We start from the raw sequence: 17912 nt of genomic DNA on the forward strand, positions 1-17912 counted from the left end.
ACGTACGGGCCGCACTCCGCCTAGCGTGTCAACTGACGTTGACGACCCGTGGAGGTTCCCGTGGAGGTGGACGAGGTGCTGATGATCGCGCGCGCGACAGGAGATGACGACCCGCGGGTTGCCCTCGCGGCGGCGCGCGAGCTGCGGCGGGCTGCCGACCGCACCGAGGCCGCGGTGGTGCGCCGCGCCCGGGTGGGCGGGATGGCCTGGGCCGAGATCGCGGAGCAGCTCGGGGTCTCGCGACAAGCCGTGCATAAGAAGTACGGCCGCCGCTGACGCGGACGCCTCGACGTCGGGGCCGTCGGGGCCATCGGACGGTCGGGGGCGTCAGAAAGCGGGCACTCGACCGGAGGGAGCGGTGCGAACTGCCCACTCGACGGTTGGGAGCGGTGCGAACTGCCCACTCGACGGTGAGGGGGCGGTGCGAACTACCCACTCGACGGTGGGGGGGTCGGTGTGCGCCTGGTCAACGGTGCAGGACGACGACGGTGTCGAGGGCTTCGCGTGGGCCGTCGTCGGTGTCGACCGGTCGGACGCGGATCTCGGCCACCTCGACCCGCGCGTCCGAGGCCGCGGGGTCCAACTGCGCCAGCACCTCGTCGGGGTCGTAGAGCACGGCCCGGTCGTTCGGCCCGCCCCAGCCGTGCTCGAGGTTGCGCCCGGCGTGGCCGACGACGACGAGGTGCCCTCCCGGCCGCACGGCTTGCAGGCCCGCGCGCAGCGCCTCCCCCAGCTGCGGGGGCGGCAGCTGGAGGTAGCAGAAGAGCACGAGGTCGTGGGTCTGACCGCCCGGCACCGGGAGCGTGGCGTCGGCGACGACGGCGGTCAACCGGTCGGCGCGGTCGCCGAGCACGGCCGCGGCCCGATCACGCAGGCGGCTGATCGCCACCTCGGAGTAGTCGGTGGCGAGCACCGTCCATCCCTGCTCGACGAGCCAGATCGCGTTGCGCCCCTCGCCGGCCGCGATGTCGACCGCACTGCCCGGCTCCATCGCACCGACGAGCTCGGCCACGAAGCGGTTGGGCTCGGCCGACCACACGAGCTCGGAGGCGGCATACCGCTCGTTCCATGCCTGGGCGTCCATGACCCTCATTGTGCTCGCCCCTCCCCCGCGCGGCACGCGGCTGCCCCCCGGAGGGAGGCCCACGGCGCGACCCTCAGACGCGGCGAGCCCGAGCCGTCAGCCCGTTCCGGGCGAAATGTCCCTAGAGTCCTGCCTTGTGTCTGACAACTCGGGGATCTCACGTCGAACCATCGTCCGCGGTGCCGCCTGGACGGCGCCCGTCATCACCCTGGCCGCCACTGCGCCTGCAGTCGCGGCCTCCGTCACGTGCCGCGCGACACGGACGGGCACGGCCGCGGTCGAGCTCCTCGGCGTCGACCGCATCGTGACCATCAGCCGCATCGGGCTGCCCCCGTGCGGCGGCGCGCCCGCCACGCCTCTGCGCGTCACCATCTCGGTGGGCCGTGGCGCAGCCCGTCTCGAGCCGGCCTCGACCTCGCTCTGGGGACCGAGCGGCGTCGCCGGCAACCCCATCACCTTCACGACGCTCGGCTCCTACGCCGCCGGGACCAACGGCCTGGATCTCGGCATGATCGTCTCCGGCTACCCCGCCGGCACGACGCTGTCGTGGACGGTCTCGGCCGACGGCTACGTCGACAGCCGCGGCAGCGTCTTCATCAACTGACGGTCCGCGGCTCGAGCACCCTTCAGTCGACAGGGTTCTCGACGCCCTGGAGCCACGGCTCCAGGGCGGCCATCACGTCGGCGGGCACCTCGAGCTGAGGGGTGTGCCCCGCGCCGTCGAGGTATGCCGTGTGCCAGCTCGGGTTGAGCGCTGCCGTCCGCCGCGCTGCCGACACCGGCACGAGCCGGTCGAGCTCGCCGTGCACGAGGAGCACCGGCCGGTCGATGCCGGCGATGAGGGCGTCGTAGCGCCGGGGGCGCCGCAGGACCGCGAGGAGCGAGCGCGCGGCCATCAGGAAGTCGGCCTCCGGTGCCGGTGTCGTGCGGCGCCAGGCCGCGAGCTCGACACTGGCACTGACGAGCTCGTCGTCGGCGCGGGAGGCGTCGGCGAAGCACAGCGCGATCGTGCCGAGCACGCGCTGCCGGTCGCTGAAGCGCGCGTTGTAGCGGGTGAGCACGGCCTCGCCGACCCGCGGCACGGCATACAGCGCGAAGGTCGCGGCGACCTGGGGGTCCGGCCGCTGGCGCGGGATGGGCAGCGACGGGTCGATGAGCCCGAGACCGACGACCTGCTCGGGACGACGATCGGCGAGCAGGAGAGAGATCATCCCGCCCATCGAGTTGCCGACGAGCACGACCGGCCGGCCGAGCACCTGGTGGATGAAGCGGCTGAGCAGGGCGGCGTTGTGGTGGACCGACGACGACCGTCCCAGCGACGGGCTGAGCCCGAAGCCGGCGAGGTCGAGCGCGACGACCCGACGGTCACGAGCGAGGCGCGGCCCGAGCCCGACCCAGTTGAGGTGCGAGCCGCCGAGCCCGTGCACGAGGACGGCCGGCGGAGGGGCGCCGTCCTCGTCGCAACCCTCCGGACCGCCGAAGTCGACGTAGTGCAAGGGCCCGTCGAGGTCGACGGTGCGACTGGCCCCGCCCCACGGCGCGGCGAGGTCGAGGGGCGCGCCGGGGTGGGGCTCTGTCTCCGGCGACGCCGACCACGTGGACGGGACGGACGACGCGAGGGACTCCGACGGCTGGGTCGACATGAGGGGCAACCTACCCGGCCAACCTGAATGGCGGTCAGGCGTCGTGACGCGATGCACGCAGGTCGATGAGGCGGGCCTCCGCACGGTTGTCGGTGAGGGCCCGGGCGCGCTCGAGAGCCGCCGCGGCCTCTGCGGAGCGGCCCAAACGGGCGAGCAGGTCGGCCCGCACGACGTGATGGGCGTGGTAGCCGTCGAGCTCGAGGTCCTCGAGCAGTCGCAACCCCGCTGCAGGCCCGTCCACCTCGGCCACGGCAACGGCCCGGTTGAGGCGCACCACGTCGGTGGGGAGCACGGCAAGCAGCTGGTCGTAGAGCGCGACGACCTGGGCCCAGTCAGTGCCGGCGCCAGCGGCTGCGTCCGTGTGCACGGCGTTGATCGCGGCCTGGATCTGGAAAGGCCCGGGAGCGTTGCGGCGCAAGCACGCTCGCACAATCTCGTGCCCCTCGGCGATGAGCGCGCGGTCCCACAACGTGCGGTCCTGGTCGGCGAGCAGCACCGGGTCGCCACCCGCGTCGATGCGGGCCGGGCGGCGCGCCTCGGTGAGCAGCATGAGGGCGAGCAGCCCTGCCGCCTCTGGCTCGTCGGGCATGAGGTCGACGACGGCACGCCCGAGGCGGACGGCCTCAGCCGCGAGGTCCGGCCTGCCCAGCTCGGCACCCGTTGTCGCGGTGTGCCCCTCGGTGAAGACGAGATAGACGACGGAGAGCACCGAGGTGACCCGAGCCGGGAGGTCCGCGTCGCGCGGCACCCGATAGGGGATGCCCGCATCGCGAATCTTCCTCTTGGCACGCACGATCCGCTGCGCCATCGTCGCCTCGGGCACGAGGAAGGCCCGTGCGATCTCGGGCGTCGTCAGGCCACCGAGCAGGCGCAGGGTCAGCGCGACCTGCGCCTCCCTCGACAGCGCGGGGTGGCAGCAGGTGAAGAGCAGCCGCAGTCGCTCGTCGCGCACAGGGCCCTCCTCTCGGGGCTCGTCCGGGGTGGAGAGCAGCGCTGCCTCGGTCTGCCGTGCGTCACGGCTGGCCTCCCGGCGCAGCCGGTCGATGGCCCGGCGACGTGCAGTGGTGATGATCCAGCCGGCGGGACTGGGCGGCATACCGTCTCGAGGCCAGCGCTCGACGGCGACGGCGAAGGCGTCCTGCACGGCGTCCTCGGCGAGGTCGATGTCACCGAGGGCCCGGATGAGCACCGCCACCGCCCGTCCGTGCTCGTCGCGGAAGACGCGGGCGATGTCGGCGCTCGTCACCGGTCGGCGACCCGTGGAGTCGTGCGCGCTCACTCGGTGGTCGGCGCCTGCCCGGGGCCGCCCTCCTCGAACGGACGGATCTCGACAGCGAGCCCGGTGGCCCCGGCGATGCGCTCGGCCCACCCGAGCGCGATGTCGTAGTCGGCGGCGCGAACGATGGAGATGCCGCCGAGGTGCTCCTTGGCCTCGATGAACGGGCCGTCCGTGAGCAGCGCGTCGCTGACCGCGTCGGGCTTGCGCACGACGGTCGCCGAGCTCGTCGCTGCGAGCCCGCCGGCGAAGACCCAGCCACCGGCGGCGCGGATGTCGTCGTTGACCTTCTCGAGGTCGGCCATGACGACGGCGAGGTCGACCTCGGGCGGAGGCGGCCCGTCGCCGGAGAAGAGGCTGATGAGGTAGGTCCTGGTGGTGTCCATGGTCACTCCTGGTCTGTGCGCTGCGTGCGGGTGGTGGAGCCGGCGGCGTGGCCGCCGCTCACCCACTACACGATCGGCGCCGCCCTGGATCGACAGGTGCCACGCGCTCGCCCCCCGCTCAGCTGCGCCGTCGGTGCTCGACGAGGCCGACGAGGTTGCCCTCGGGGTCCTTCACGAAGGCCATCCACTCGTCGGTGCCGGCCGGGCCGAGCGTGTCGTCGTCGTGCCCGAAGATGACGTGCGGCGCGCTCTCGACGGGCACCCCGGCGGCGCGGAGTCGCTCGACCGTCGCGTCGATGTCGTCGACGCCGAGGTAGAGCAGGGCGCTCGGCGCGCCTCGGTCGAGCAGGAGGCGCACCCCGCCGAGGTCGAAGAAGACGAGACCCGGCGGGTCGAACGTCGCGACGGGTGCCCCACCGAGCAGATCGGCATAGAAGGCACTGGCGCGCTGGAGGTCGTCGGCGTGCTGGGCGATCTGCACGAGCGTCATGCTCCGCACGCTAGCCCCGTGCCCGGACCCCCGTCGAGAGGGCGCCGCACCGCCCGGGGGCGTGGTCGCAGCTGTCGCGACCACGCCCCCGAGCCCTGATGTCACCGGCGTGTCACCGGCGTGTCACCGGCGCTTGGTCACATCCCCGCTGCGCGCAGGCCGGTCTGCCACTCGATGAGATCCGCGATCTTGGACGCGACCTCGGCTCCGCCGACGAGCCCGTTGGCCTTGCCCCGCGCCGTCTGCAGCGCGTGAAGCGCGGCGTCGCGGTCACCGGCGTCGGCAGCGGCCTCCGCTGCCGCGAGCCGCTCCTCGAGCTGGGCCGCGAGCTTCTCGGATCGGACCGAGCCGTCGTCGGACGCCGCGAGCAGCCCCGCGACCTCGGTGAAGGTCACGCAGTCGCCGCCACCGCTCACCTTGCCCGCGGTCCACTCGATGCCGCCCTTGAGGTGCTCGAGGAACACCGGGTCGGAGTAGGAGGCGTCGACGTGGCCGGCGCCCTCGTACCAGGAGCGGCCGCCCTCGAAGTTGTGGCACCACGCGATCGGGTGGTCGGCGCCCATGCGGCCACCGGAGTAGGTGGACTCGTCGAGCGTGAGGAGCACGCGCACGTCGTCACGCGGGTTCGTCGTGAAGTTGTACCACTCGTCGAACCGGACCCACTCGAGCGGCAGGTGCTCGGTCGACGGGTGCGTCGGGTCCTCGACCCGCATCGTCGCCGTCTGCTGCGCCGGGTGGTTGACGAAGCGGGCCCCGCCGCCGGACAGCTTGGAGTACCACGGCACGGAGTGCATGGTGTCGGTCGCCGCGTGCAGACCGACGTAGCCGCCGCCGCTACGCATGTAGCCCTGGAACGCCGCGAGCTCGGAGTCGTTGAGCAGGCGCGGCGTGGCCGGGTTGAGGTTGTTGGTGTTGTCGACCGGCGAGGCGAACAGGATGGTCGCGTACTTCGACAGGTTCTCGGCACTCGTGAACGGCGTGCTCGACATCGTCAGCCCGGGCTGTCCGGGCGAGCCGGGACCCCACCAGCCCCCGGAGCTGTTGGGCGGGTCCCAGACGTCGACGGTGAAGCCGCTCTCCTCGCCCATGTCGATGACGGCGTTGGTCGTCTCGTCGATGTGCGAGTGGCGGAAGCCGAGCGTCTTGCCGACGACGAGGACCTTGTACTCCTCGCTGGCGCCGGCCTGGGGGCTGGCGTTCGTGCTTGCCGCCGAGTCGACGGCCCCCGCGGATGCCGCGCCGAACCCGAGGAGGAGCGCCGCGAGACCCGTCAGGGTCCCGAGCAGTCGTCCGGGTCCGACACGTCGATGTGTCGTTGTCATGGTTGTCTCCTTGTGTGGTGCCCGGGGCGGCGGTCGCCCGGGGGCCCGTCCCCCGGACCGCGGGCTGCGGTCCGGGGACGCTGGTGGGTCAGGGTCACCCCGGTGGGGGTCACCCCGGTGGGTTCACCCCGGGGTCGGGGTCACTCCCTGGTCGAGAACGCCGCGTCGAACGCTGCGCCGGACGGCTCGTAGGACGAGAGCCGGCGCACGAAGGAGAGCGCCTCGGGAGCTCCGACGAGGCGGTCCATGCCGGCGTCCTCCCACTCGACCGAGAGGGGGCCGTCGTAGCCGATGGCATTGAGCATCCGGAAGGCGTCCTCCCACGGCACGTCACCGTGGCCCGTCGAGATGAAGTCCCACCCGCGCCGGGGGTCCGCCCACGGCAGGTGCGACGACAGCCGACCGTTGCGGCCGTTGCCCAGACGCTTCTTCGTGTCCTTGCAGTGGACGTGGGCGATGTGGTCCTTGAAGTCCCAGAGGAACGCCACCGGGTCGATGTCCTGCCACACCATGTGGCTGGGGTCCCAGTTGAGCCCGAACGCCTTGCGGTGTCCGATGGCCTCGAGGGTGCGCACGGTCGTCCAGTAGTCGTAGGCGATCTCGGAGGGGTGCACCTCGTGCGCGAAGCGCACCCCGACCTCGTCGAACACGTCGAGGATCGGGTTCCAGCGGTCGGCGAAGTCCTGGTAGCCCGCTTCGATCATCGCGTCCGAGGCAGGCGGGAACATCGCGACGTACTTCCAGATCGAGGAGCCGGTGAAGCCCGTGACCGTCGTGACCCCGAGGGCGGCCGCGAGCCGGGCGGTGTTCTTCATCTCCTCGGCCGCGCGCTGGCGCACGCCCTCCGGATCGCCGTCACCCCAGACCCGGTCCGAGACGATGTCACGGTGCCGCGCGTCGATGGGGTCGTCGCACACCACCTGACCCTTGAGGTGGTTGGAGATGGTCCAGACCTTGAGGCCGTTGCGCTCCAGCACGTCGCGCTTGGACTGGACGTAGGCCGCGTCGTCCCAGCGCCAGGGGTCGAGGTGGTCGCCCCAGCACGCGATCTCGAGGCCGTCGTAGCCCCACTCCCCGGCAAGTCTCGCGACCTCCTCGAAGGGCAGGTCCGCCCACTGTCCGGTGAAGAGGGTGATGGGTCGTGTCATGAGGTGCTCTCTCTTTCTCTCGGTGCGGTCCCAGGTGCGTGGGACGTTGGTAGATTGCGGCGGACCGATGCCGGGACGGAGCGCAATGCCCCGGCGTCGGCCGCCGGGACGCGGACGCCGTAGCGCCCGCGCCCCTCCGCCGCGGGGAGCGAGGGCCCCCGCCGGCCGGTGGGGCCGAATCCCCACCGGTCGGTGGGTGGTCCACCGGTGCGAGACCGGATCGGGACCACGCTCCCCACGACGGAACTCATCTCAGCGACCGACCGGCATGAGGTCGGCCAGGCCGAGCATGACGGCGCGGAGCTCCGCCTGCGTCACCACGGTCTCGACGCGGGTCACGAACGCGTCGACCGCGCGCTCCGCCGCGTCCGTCCGGCCGGCGGCCGCGTGCCTGTCGACGTTGTCGAGCCGGTCAGTGAGCCCCTTGGCCTGCTGGGCCTTGAGGTCACCGGCGTCGACGTGGTCCGCGATGACGAGTCGGGCGACCGTCACCGGCTGCTCCAGCGTGAATGTCACGGTGGTGGCGTTGCCGGCGACGTCGTGGACCACCAGCGTGTTCTCGCCCAGCCTGGCGCCGAAGGCGCCCGGCACGACCGAGTTGAGGTCGGACCACACGTTGTCGGTGAGGTCCTTCTCCACGCCGTTGAGGGTCAGGCGGTCGACCTTGTTGGCGTCGTTCAGCTTGAACGACACCTTGGCGTAGGTGCCGTCGCCGCCGAGCGTGAACTGCGCGCCGTCCTTGACGGTGACCTTCGGTCCGGTGGTGTCGAGGGTGAAGGTGACCGTCGTGCTGTTGCCCGCGACGTCGAAGACGACGAGCGTGTTGGTCCCCTCCTTGCCACCGAAGACACCGGGCTTGACGCCGTTGAGGTCGGACCACACGTTGTCGGTGAGGTCCTTCTCCACGCCGTTGAGGGTCAGGCGGTCGACCTTGTTGGCGTCGTTCAGCTTGAACGAGACCTTGGAGTAGACCCCGCCCGAGCCGACCGTGAACTCGGCGCCGTCCTTGACGGTGACCTTCGGTCCAGTGGAGTCGATCTTGACGACCACCGTCTCGACCTCGGACACGTTGCCGGCCCCGTCAGTGGCCCGGAACGCCACCGTGTGGGTGCCGTCCGTCGTCAGGCTGACGGGACCGGTGTATGCCGCCCACGCGCCGTCACCGACGCGGTACTCGATGGCGGGGGCCGTGGTCACGTCGTCCGCTGCCGTGGCGCTGAGCGTCACCGGCGAGCGGAACCACCCGTCGGCCCCGTCAGGAGAGGCGGGGTCGGTGGTGACCGTGACCGTCGGCGCCGTCGTGTCCGGGGCGTCACAGTCCGTGGCGGTGTCGTCCGGGGTCAGCGTGAAGTAGTCGAACTTCGCGGTGATCGGCAGGGCCGCGGCTTGGTTGGCCGTGCCCCAGAGACCGATCCTCGGCTCGTTGATCCCGGCGAGGGACCGCGTGCCGCTGATCGTGCTCCACGTGTTGCCGTCGGCGCTGTACTGCGCCGTGACGTCGAGCCCGTTGCTGCTCGACAGGCGCAGCCAGAAGGTCTCCGGGAAGGAGGCCCCGAGGGCGGCCGAGTTCGTCTCAGACGCGGTGCCCCCGATCTCGGTGAGGAACTGCACGACGCGGCCCGCGGGGTCAGGCGATGCCGTCCGTCCCTGCATGACGAGCTTCAGGTAGTTGTTGTCGTCCCCGTAGATGATCAGGCCCGCCTGCTGGTACTGGCGGACCGCGGGGAAGCTCACCTTGGTCGTCGCCTCGAACGCGCCACCGGGGAGGTGCTGCAGCACGAGGTTCGGCGTCGCGCCACCGGTGGCTCCGTAGAGGTCCGGTGCCGCGAGCTTGATGACGAGGTGGCCGTCCTCGACGGACAGGTCGCCGTCGACCCGCACGTTGCTGCCCCACCGCGACGTGTCGAGCGCGCTGCCGTCGAAGCCGTCCGACCGTCCCGTGAAGCACGTCGGCAGCGGTGCGTTGACCTTGACCGTGACGTACGTGGACGCCTTCGCGCCGCGGGAGTCGGTCGCGGTGACCGTCGCCCGGAAGCTGCCCGGCTCGGTGTAGGTGTGCGTCGCCGTGCCGGTCTGGCCGGTGTCCGCGGTCGAACCGTCACCGAAGTTCCACGCGTACGTGATCGGGTCGTCGCCGTCGGGGTCGGTGGCCGTCGCGGTGAACGCGACCGCGAGCGGCCCGTCCCCGGTCGTGGGCGTCGCCGTCAGGCTGAGGTCCGGACGCTGGTTCTCCGTGATGCCACGGCCGCCGAAGTCGATCCAGTTGACGTTCGACCCACCGGTGAGCTGGACGAAGTAGAGCGGTCCGGAGACGGTGGCGGTCTCGCCACTCACCGCACCCGAGAAGTACTCGTACTGCTGCCAGCCCGCCGTCTGGTCGACCCGGATCCGGGCGACGGTGGGGCCGTCGGGCGAGCCCGTCCGGACCTCCCAGTCGGCGCCACCGACGTCGGATGCGGCGCGCAGCGTGATCCTGTCGATGTTCGTCAGGTTCATGACGTCCCACCGGATCCAGTCACCGGGCTCGATGTAGCCGATGTTGCTGCCACCGCCGAGCGAGTCGCTCGCGGCCTCGACGACGACACCGGGGTCGCCGTTCGTGCCCGCGCCGACGCGACCGGTGGCGTCGAAGAACTCCGCCTCCTTGCGCTTCGTGTGGACGACGACCGTGTCCTGACCCGTGAGGGCCGAGGCGCCGGCGGCACCTTTGTCGGTGTAGGTGGCGGTGATGGTGCCGAAGATGTCGGCACCCACGTGGCCCTCGTCACCGGGCAGCGGGAAGGTGCCGGAGCATCCCGTGTACTGCTCGTAGCCGTGGGCGTGCTCGTCGTGGCCGAGGGCCGGCTGCACGACGACCTTGTCGCAGTCGATCGTGCCGTCCTCCGGGTCGGTGACCTTCACCTCGTAGGAGATCGTGTCGCCGAACTCGAAGAAGCCGCCGTCGACCGGGGCGATGATCTCGACCTTCGGCGCCGTGTTGCCGACGACGATGTCGATGTTCGACACGGCCGTGCGCCCGTCAGCGTCGGTGACCGTGAGGCGGGCGGTGTAGTCGCCGACCGCCGTGTAGGTGTGCGACGTGACCGCGTCGGTCGAGTCGGTCGTGCCGTTGCCGTCGAAGTCCCAGGCGTAGGTGACGTCGGTGCCGTCAGGGTCTCGCGACCCCGAGCCGTCGAAGTCGACCTTGAGCGGTGCCGGTCCTGACAGCGGCGAGGCGGTGGCCCGGGCGACCGGTGCCCGATTGCCCTGGACGTAGTCGATCCGGTAGATGCCGGAGTCGGCGTTGTTGCCGCCGAAGCCGCTGCCCCACTCGATCATGTAGAGCGCGCCGTCGGGACCGAACTGCAGCGCGTGCGGCCGCGTCATCGCCAGGTCGGGAAGGAGGCGGTTCAGGTCGACGACCCCGGTGTGCTCGTCGTTCAGCTGCACCGTGAAGAGCCGGCTGTTGTTCCAGTCGGCCCAGATCGCCTTCTCGTCGAAGTACTCCGGCCACTTGCGGTCCGACTCCAGGTCGGGGTCGTAGGCATACGTGCCCGAGGTCATCGGGGCACCGCTGCCACCGATCTCCGGGTTTGCCGTGCTCGTCTTGCCCTGCCACAGCTCGGCGCCGATGGCGGGCGGCAGCTGGGTCAGGCCCGTGTTGTTGGGCGAGTCGTTGACCGGTGCGGCGCAGTTGTAGGCCGAGCCGGACTGGGTCGTGGCGAAGTCGTAGTCGATGTAGGGGGTGTTGGCACCGACGCAGTAGGGCCAGCCGTAGAAGCCGGGCTTGTCGACGATGTTCCACTCGACGCGCCCGTCCGGTCCACGGCTCGGGTTGGAGGACCCCGCGTCGGGGCCGTAGTCGGCCACGAGGACCGCACCCGTCTGCTCGTCCAGCCCGATGCGGAAGGGGTTGCGGAAGCCCATGCCGAAGATCTCGGGACGGGTCTTTGCGGTGCCCGGGGCGAAGAGGTTGCCCGTGGGGATGTCGTAGCCGCCTGCGTCCTTGGGCGTGATCCTGAGGATCTTGCCCGACAGGCTGTTGGTGTTGGCGGACGAGCGCTGGGCGTCCCAGGCGACCCGGCCGGTGCGCTCGTCGAGCGGCGCGTAGCCGTCCGAAGCGAACGGGTTGGTGTTGTCGCCCGTCGCGATGTAGAGGTTGCCGTCGTTGTCGAACTCGAGGGCGCCGCCGGCGTGGCAGCACTCGTTGCGCTGCACCGGGATCTCGAGGATCTGCGTGGCCGATGCGGCGTCGAGCGTGTTGCCGCTCATCGTGAACCTCGTGACCCGGTCGACCGACGCAGCGCCGGCCGGCGAGTGGTAGAGGTAGAGCCAGTTGTTCGTCGCGAAGTCGGGGTCGAGAGCGATGCCGAGGAGGCCGAACTCCTGCCCGGTGTAGACCGGGATCGTGCCGGCGGTGGAGACGTTGCCATTGGGCTGGATGACCCGGACGTCACCATTGCGGTCGACGTAGAACACCCGGCCGTCCTCGGCGATGTCGAGCTCCATCGGGTTGGCCGTGTTGTCGTCGAGCGTGACCTTCTCGAAGCTGGACGAGAGCGTCGCAGCGCAGTCGGCCGGGACCACGCCAGCGGCAGTCCGGATGCCACCGAGGAGGTGGGTGAGGAACTGCGGGTCGGCGAAGCTGGCGTCGGTGTGGCCGAGGCCGGTGTACCAGGCGCGGCCGCCGTCGTAGTCGCGGCACCACGAGATCGGGTGCTCAGCGCCCATCGTGCCGCCGGAGTAAGAGTTCTCGTCGAGGGAGGCCAGGACGTGCACCTTGCCCGTCGGGTTGCTGCGGAAGTTGTAGAGCTCATCGATGCGGTTCCACAGGCTGGGGAGCTCGGCGGTGGACGGGTGCGCGTGGTCTGCCACCTTGACCGTGTGGGTGGGAGTGCCCGCGGGGTGGCCGGAGAAGTAGGCCCCGACGAGCTCGCCGTACCACGGCCAGTCGTACTCGGTGTCGGACGCGGCGTGGACTCCGGCATAGCCGCCGCCACCCTCGATGTAGCGCTCGAACGCGGCCTGCTGGCTGGTGTCGAGCACGTCGCCGGTCGTCGAGAGCCAGATGACGACGTCGTACTTGGCGAGGTTGGCGTCTGTGAAGGCGCCCGCGTCCTCGGTGGCGTCGACGGTGAAGCCGTGGTCGGTGCCGAGCTTCTGGATCGCCGCGATGCCGGCCGGGATCGACCCGTGGCGGAAGGCGGCGGTCTTGCTGAAGACCAGCGCTGTGAACGGGTCGGTCTCGCCGTGTCCGTCGTGGGCGGACGCCATCCCGGCCGACCACAGGACCGCCATGGGCAGTGCGACGAGCATGGCGACGACGACGGCGACCAGTCGCCGTGTTCGTAGCCATGCCCTACTCGTGAGCAATCTCATCCCCTGCTCCTCCTTGAGAAGGTGGTGTGGTGCGCTCCCTGCTGCCCGGGGCGGGTCCCCCGGCCGTTCGGCCCTGGTGGTGCGGTGCTGCTCAGGTGTTGCTCAGGTGCTGCTGGTGGTGGTCGAGGCGGTGTCGATCCGCGCCGGGGTCTCGGGCCGGCGCCCCCTGCCTGCTCAGCGCGAGCCGAGCCGGACGTCGGCGGTGCCGGTCATGACAGGGCGCCCGAGGTCTCGCGAACGTCGGCCCGGAAGGGCACGAGGCCCGGCTCGTCGAAGACGTGGCGCGTGGCCCGCAGGGCGCCGCCGCGCACGGCTGCGGAGAACCCCAGGGTCGACAGCTCGATGCTGCAGCCCCCGGACTTCGGTGCGAACACCTCCGTGTCGAGCTCGGAGCGCAGTCGTGGCGCGAACCACTGGCCGAGGACGGCGAAGTAGCCACCGAGGACGATCATGCCGGGGTTGAAGATGTTGACGAGGCTGCCGCAGCCCTGGACGAGGCCGTCACCGATCTGCTCGACGGCCGCGCGGGCGACCGGGTCACCCGCCTCCAACCGGCTCCTGACCTCGTCGAGCCGTTGGACGACGTCGATCGACGGGTCGCGCACCGGGTCGCCCTGCGGCGCGAGGGCGCGCAGCAGGGCGCCGAGACCGACGACGGTCTCGAAGCACCCGACGCGACCGCACCGGCAGCGGCGTCCGGCCGGGTCGACCTGCATGTGGCCGAGCTCGCCGGCGAAGCCGCGGCTGCCGCGCAGCAGCCGGCCGCCGGTGACGATGCCACCGCCGACACCCGTGGCCCCGGTGATGAGGAGCAGGTCCGGGGCGGCCGCGCGGCCGCGCACGTCGAGCTCGGCCAGGACAGCCGCGTTCGCCTCGTTCTCGAGCAGGATCGGATAGGCTGGCTCACCGAGGTGGCGCCGCAGCGGCTCGAGGACAGCCGTCTCGTGCCACCCGAGGTTGGGGGCGTCCCACACCAGACCCGAGGCCGGGTCGGTGATGCCGGGCAGCGCGAGCGTGAGGCCGACGGGCACGGCGCCCCCCGCGGCGAGCGGCTCGATGACAGAGCCCACAAGGCCGGCGAGGCGGCGCAGGACGATCCCGGCCTGCAGGCCTGCGGTGTCGAGGGCCAGACGCTGCTCGGAGACCACCTCGCCGCGCAGGTTCGTCGCCATGATCGAGACGTAGTCGATCGCGACTTCGGCGCCGAGGGCGATGAAGTTCGTGGCGTCCAGCTCGATCGTCTGGCCCGGTCGGCCGACGCTGCCCCGCTCGATCTCGCCCTCGCGCACGAGACCCCGACCGAGCAGCTCGGCGACGAGGCTGGAGACGGTGGCCTTGTTGAGCCCCGTGTCCGCCGCGATGCGCGCCCGGGAACGGCCCCCGTGGACCCGGAGGTGGTTGAGCACGACGGAGAGGTTGTGGCGTCGCACGCTCATCTGGTCGGCGGTGTGGTGGGCACCGAAGCGCGACGCTGAAGCCTCCGAGACCATGACGGCCCCCATCTGCGATGTGACCAGCGTCGTCGCTAGTACGTTGGGACAACAAACTAAAGAGGTCACGTCGCGATCGTCAAGGTTTATGGTGTTTTTCCCGTGAAGGACCTGTGCGTCACGATCTGCGCCGTGGAGCGCAGGGAGCGCATTCTTTCTCGGCGAACCCGTGGTCCTGGGGGTGGTCATTGGGGTGCTCATGGGGTGGTCACTGGGGCCGGCTGGTCGAGAGGGTCGCCCCTGCGGCCTCGAGCACGAGGTCGTGGACGTCCGCCGCGGCCACCGTGTCACGGCGCAGGGCCGCGTCGGAGGTGAGGACGACGGGTCCGTCGGTCGCGTCGTCGGGCAGGCGTCCGTGGCTGCCGCGCACCCACCGCGGGTCGAGCGGGACGACCGTCATCGCATACCGCAGCCCGAGCTTCTTGCGCAGGAGGCTGAGCCCCGCGCGCGCCTTGGCCGAGCGGTCGGCGGGGTCGAAGAAGAGCTCCGCCGGGTCGTAGCCCGGCTTGCGGTGGATCTCGACGCCCCGCGCGAAGTCGGGCGCACGGTCGTCGTCGAGCCAGTAGTAGTAGGTGAACCACGCGCGCGGGTCAGCCACGAGCACGAGGTCGCCGCTGCGCTCGTGGTCGAGGCCGTATGCCGCCTGGCCGGCCTGGTCGAGCACCTGCTCGACGCCGGGGGTGGCGGCCAACAACCCGCGCACCTGCTCGAGTCGCTCGGCGTCCTTGACGTAGACGTGCGCCACCTGGTGGTCGGCCACGGCGAAGGCCTCGGAGGCCCACGGGTCGAGGTACTCCATGCCGGCCTGCGTGTGCACCTCGAGCAGACCCGCTCGCCGCAGCACCCGGTTGACGTCGACGGGCTGGTCGACGGCGGTGATGCCGTACTCGCTCACCACGATGACGCTGACGCCGAGGCGCTCCGCGTCGTCGAGGAGCGGGGTCAGGGCGGCGTCGAGCTCGGCGGCAGCGTCCCTGGCCTGCGGAGACTCGGGCCCGAAGCGCTGCAGGTCGTAGTCGAGGTGCGGCACGTAGGAGAGCGTCAGGTCGTGCTCGGGCAGCAGGATGCGCGTGGCCTCGATGATCCAGCGCGACGAGGCGATCGACGCCGTCGGTCCCCAGTAGTGGAAGAGCGGGAAGTCGCCGAGTCGCTCGGTGAGCCGGTCGTGCAGGGCGACCGGGCGGGTGTAGCAGTCGGGCGACTTGCGGCCGTCGGCGTGGTAGATCGGGCGCGGCGTGACGATCGAGTCGACGTCCATGCCCATCGCGTACCACCAGCACACGTTGGCCACCCGCGCGCCGGGGTGGGCCCGGCGCAGGGCGTGCCAGACCTTCTCCCCCTCGACGAGCGCGTTGTGCTGGCGCCAGAGGAAGACCTCGCCGAGGTCGCGGAAGTACCACCCGTTGCCGACCGCCCCGTGGTCGGCGACCGGGCGGCCGGTCAGCATGGTCGACTGCACGGAGCAGGTGACGGCGGGCAGCACCGTCTCGAGCGGGGCCTGCGATCCCGAGCCGGCGAGCCGGCGCAGGCGCGGCATGTCCTGCAACGCCCGCGGTGTCAGCCCGACGACGTCGAGGAGCAGCACCTTGGTGGGTGCACCCGGCTGCGGGGTGGAGGGGGCGTCGGTCGTCATGCGGGCTCCTTGAGTCCGAGGTCGATGAGCGTGTCGCGCAACCACGCGAGCTCACCGGCGATGCTGCGGGCGAGGTCGTCGTCGGTGGTGGGCCGGTGCGCCTCGGGCACGACCGACCACGTGTAGGTCTCGACCTCGAGGTGGTCGGTGAGCGCGGTGTCGCCGCCGACGAGCACACCGAGGGAGGCGCACAGGTCGTCGGTGGTCGCGGAGAGGGGTGGCTCGGGGGCGTGACCGAGGGGCACGTGGAAGTGCACCCGCCACGGCCGCTCGACCCCACCCGGCGCGGGGTCGAGCGGACGGTAGCCCCCCAAGGCCTCGCCCAGGTCGTCGCGGGCGCGCAGGGGCCGGCCCACACCGTGCTCGGCATCCTCCCCGAGGGCGCGCACCTGGTGGAGGAAGCGGTCCTCGTCGAAGGCGGCCAGCGCGGTGCGGGCCGCCTCGTCGGCGGGGTGCTCGATGTGGAGCCCGGCCGACACCTGGGCCTTGACGACCTGGCGGCCGGCCGCAGCGAGACGGGGCACCGCGACAGCGGCGTCCTCGAAGCCGACGGCGAGGTGGCAGAGGTCGAGGCAGACGCCGAGCACGTCGGTGTCCCAGTCGCTCATGCGCTCGACGAGCTCGGTCGTCGTCTCGACGACACACCCGGGCTCGGGCTCGACACCGACGCGGATCTGGCGGCCGGTGCGCTCGCGGAGGGCGTGGAGGTGGTCGGCGAGCCGGTCGAACTGCTCTGCGGCGAGCGTCTGCCGGTCACGCGCCCACGGGTGCCGCCAGGCAAGGGGAAGGGTCGAGATGCTCCCCCGCGCTGCGTCGTCGGGGAGCAGGCGGGCGAGCACCTCGGTGAGGTGGACGGTGTAGGTCAGGCGCGACGGCTCGGTCCAGTCGGGGTGGTAGACCCGGTGCTTGACGACCTCGTCCTGGAAGCCCCGGTAGGGGAAGCCGTTGAGGGTCACCACCTCGAGACCGCGCGCGTCGAGCTCGCTGCGCAGGCGGTCGGTGGCGACCGGGTCCTCGGCGAGGGTGCGGGCGACGGGCGCGCTCAGCCACAGTCCCAGGCCGAGCACGTCGGAGCCGAGGTGCTGCCGCACGGGCAGGGCGAAGCGGTCGAGCTGGCCGACGATGGTCTCGACGTCCTCACCGGGGTGGACGTTGGTGCAGTAGGCGACGTGGACCGTCTGCCCGTCGGCGTGCCGGAAGCGCACGGGTCAGTCCCTTGCGCCGCGCAGCACGGAGTTGCCCATGAAGCTCTCGGCCCCGACGAGCTCGGCCTGTGGCCCCTGGGTCTCCGGGAGCTCGAGCCGCCCGCTCTGGGCATAGAACTCGACGGGGTTGCGCCATAGCACCCGGTCGACGTCGTCGGCGGTGTAGCCCGCCGCGAGCATCGCCTCGGCGACACGCACCGTCTTGAGCGGGTCGCTGTTGCCCCAGTCGGCAGCGGAGTTGACGATCATCCGGTCGAGGCCGTAGCGCCGCAGGATCTCGACCATGCGGTGCTCGTCCATCTTGGTGTCGGGATAGACGGAGAAGCCCATCCAGCAGCCCGATTCGGCGACGACGGCGACGGTCATCTCGTTGAGGTGGTCGACGATGACGGCACCCGGCTCGACCGCCGACTCGCGCACGACGTCGAGGGTGCGCCGCGTGCCGGTCAGCTTGTCGCGGTGCGGGGTGTGCACGAGCGCGGGCAGCTCGTGCTCCGCCGCGAGGGCGAGCTGGGCCGCGAAGACCTCGTCCTCCTCCGGGGTCATCGAGTCGTAGCCGAGCTCGCCGACGGCCACGACACGGTCCTTGACGAGGTAGCGCGGTAGCACCTCGAGCACCTCGCGACAGCGGGGGTCGTTGGCCTCCTTGGGATTGAGGCCGATCGTCGCGTGGTGGGCGATGCCGTACTGCGACGCCCGGAACGGCTCCCAGCCCAGGATCGCGTCGAAGTAGTCGACGAACGAGCCGACGCTCGTGCGTGGCTGGCCGAGCCAGAAGGAGGGCTCCACGACGGCCCTGACGCCGGCGGCGTGCATGCGCACGTAGTCGTCGGTCGTGCGGGAGGTCATGTGGATGTGCGGGTCGAAGATGCGCACC

14 protein-coding genes are annotated in these 17912 nt (G+C 71.4%); 2 read left to right on the forward strand and 12 right to left on the reverse strand.

The genetic code is table 11. The features are described 5' to 3' along the window. Positions 1–66: 66 nt before the first annotated feature. Entirely contained in the window at positions 67–276 is a 210-nt protein-coding gene (locus LG278_RS20170) for a sigma factor-like helix-turn-helix DNA-binding protein (protein ID WP_404393726.1), read from the forward strand. Between the two features lie 190 nt (positions 277–466). On the opposite strand, the gene LG278_RS20175 is transcribed toward LG278_RS20170, so the two are convergent. Continuing rightward, positions 467–1084 (reverse strand): class I SAM-dependent methyltransferase, encoded by a 618-nt coding sequence (locus tag LG278_RS20175; RefSeq protein WP_404389424.1) that lies wholly within the window; start codon positions 1082–1084, stop codon positions 467–469. A gap of 136 nt (positions 1085–1220) precedes the next feature. On the opposite strand from LG278_RS20175, the gene LG278_RS20180 reads away from it, so the two are divergent. Then, a complete protein-coding gene (locus tag LG278_RS20180) occupies positions 1221–1688 on the forward strand; it encodes a hypothetical protein (RefSeq protein ID WP_404389426.1) in 468 nt (155 codons plus the stop codon). Positions 1689–1710: 22 nt separating this feature from the next. Here LG278_RS20180 and LG278_RS20185 read toward each other — a convergent pair whose 3' ends face one another. The 11 genes from LG278_RS20185 to LG278_RS20235 form a co-directional block, all read right to left on the reverse strand. After that, positions 1711–2727 carry an alpha/beta fold hydrolase gene (locus LG278_RS20185; protein WP_404389428.1) on the reverse strand — a complete coding sequence of 339 codons (1017 nt, stop codon included), beginning with the start codon at positions 2725–2727 and terminating at the stop codon, positions 1711–1713. 34 nt (positions 2728–2761) lie between these two features. After that, entirely contained in the window at positions 2762–4006 is a 1245-nt protein-coding gene (locus LG278_RS20190; RefSeq protein ID WP_404389430.1) for an RNA polymerase sigma factor, read from the reverse strand. Next, entirely contained in the window at positions 4003–4389 is a 387-nt protein-coding gene (locus LG278_RS20195) for a YciI family protein (protein ID WP_404389432.1), read from the reverse strand. Before LG278_RS20195 ends, LG278_RS20190 begins: the two co-directional genes overlap by 4 nt. Before the next feature lie 118 nt (positions 4390–4507). Next, entirely contained in the window at positions 4508–4879 is a 372-nt protein-coding gene (locus tag LG278_RS20200; protein WP_404389434.1) for a VOC family protein, read from the reverse strand. Positions 4880–5016: 137 nt separating this feature from the next. Next, positions 5017–6201 (reverse strand): ThuA domain-containing protein, encoded by a 1185-nt coding sequence (locus LG278_RS20205; RefSeq protein WP_404389436.1) that lies wholly within the window; start codon positions 6199–6201, stop codon positions 5017–5019. A 140-nt stretch (positions 6202–6341) separates the two neighbouring features. Next, on the reverse strand, positions 6342–7349 hold the full coding sequence (locus LG278_RS20210) for a sugar phosphate isomerase/epimerase family protein (RefSeq protein ID WP_404389438.1): 1008 nt from the start codon (positions 7347–7349) through the stop codon (positions 6342–6344). Between the two features lie 252 nt (positions 7350–7601). Then, the gene (locus LG278_RS20215) at positions 7602–12707 is read right to left on the reverse strand and encodes a ThuA domain-containing protein (protein ID WP_404389440.1); all 5106 of its coding nucleotides are present in this window, start codon (positions 12705–12707) and stop codon (positions 7602–7604) included. 209 nt (positions 12708–12916) lie between these two features. Further along, positions 12917–14143 (reverse strand): ROK family protein, encoded by a 1227-nt coding sequence (locus tag LG278_RS20220; protein ID WP_404389442.1) that lies wholly within the window; start codon positions 14141–14143, stop codon positions 12917–12919. Between the two features lie 262 nt (positions 14144–14405). Further along, the gene (locus LG278_RS20225) at positions 14406–15830 is read right to left on the reverse strand and encodes a nucleotide pyrophosphatase/phosphodiesterase family protein (RefSeq protein WP_404389444.1); all 1425 of its coding nucleotides are present in this window, start codon (positions 15828–15830) and stop codon (positions 14406–14408) included. Next, positions 15827–17035 (reverse strand): metabolite traffic protein EboE, encoded by a 1209-nt coding sequence (gene eboE / locus LG278_RS20230; RefSeq protein ID WP_404389446.1) that lies wholly within the window; start codon positions 17033–17035, stop codon positions 15827–15829. Before eboE ends, LG278_RS20225 begins: the two co-directional genes overlap by 4 nt. A gap of 3 nt (positions 17036–17038) precedes the next feature. Next, positions 17039–17911, reverse strand: a complete 873-nt coding sequence (locus tag LG278_RS20235) for a TatD family hydrolase (RefSeq protein ID WP_404389447.1) — start codon at positions 17909–17911, stop codon at positions 17039–17041. Between the last annotated feature and the right edge of the window lies 1 nt (position 17912).

This window comes from Humibacillus xanthopallidus, from assembly GCF_044793955.1.
Lineage (GTDB): Bacteria > Actinomycetota > Actinomycetes > Actinomycetales > Dermatophilaceae > Humibacillus > Humibacillus xanthopallidus_C.

Excerpts from the sequence above, each read along its gene's own strand:
- LG278_RS20175 (WP_404389424.1), bottom strand. The coding sequence starts at position 1,084 with ATGGACGCCCAGGCATGGAACGAGCGGTATGCCGCCTCCGAGCTCGTG.
- LG278_RS20185 (WP_404389428.1), bottom strand. The coding sequence starts at position 2,727 with ATGTCGACCCAGCCGTCGGAGTCCCTCGCGTCGTCCGTCCCGTCCACG.
- LG278_RS20195 (WP_404389432.1), bottom strand. The coding sequence starts at position 4,389 with ATGGACACCACCAGGACCTACCTCATCAGCCTCTTCTCCGGCGACGGG.
- LG278_RS20200 (WP_404389434.1), bottom strand. The coding sequence starts at position 4,879 with ATGACGCTCGTGCAGATCGCCCAGCACGCCGACGACCTCCAGCGCGCC.
- LG278_RS20205 (WP_404389436.1), bottom strand. The coding sequence starts at position 6,201 with ATGACAACGACACATCGACGTGTCGGACCCGGACGACTGCTCGGGACC.
- LG278_RS20210 (WP_404389438.1), bottom strand. The coding sequence starts at position 7,349 with ATGACACGACCCATCACCCTCTTCACCGGACAGTGGGCGGACCTGCCC.
- LG278_RS20215 (WP_404389440.1), bottom strand. The coding sequence starts at position 12,707 with ATGAGATTGCTCACGAGTAGGGCATGGCTACGAACACGGCGACTGGTC.
- LG278_RS20220 (WP_404389442.1), bottom strand. The coding sequence starts at position 14,143 with ATGAGCGTGCGACGCCACAACCTCTCCGTCGTGCTCAACCACCTCCGG.
- LG278_RS20225 (WP_404389444.1), bottom strand. The coding sequence starts at position 15,830 with ATGACGACCGACGCCCCCTCCACCCCGCAGCCGGGTGCACCCACCAAG.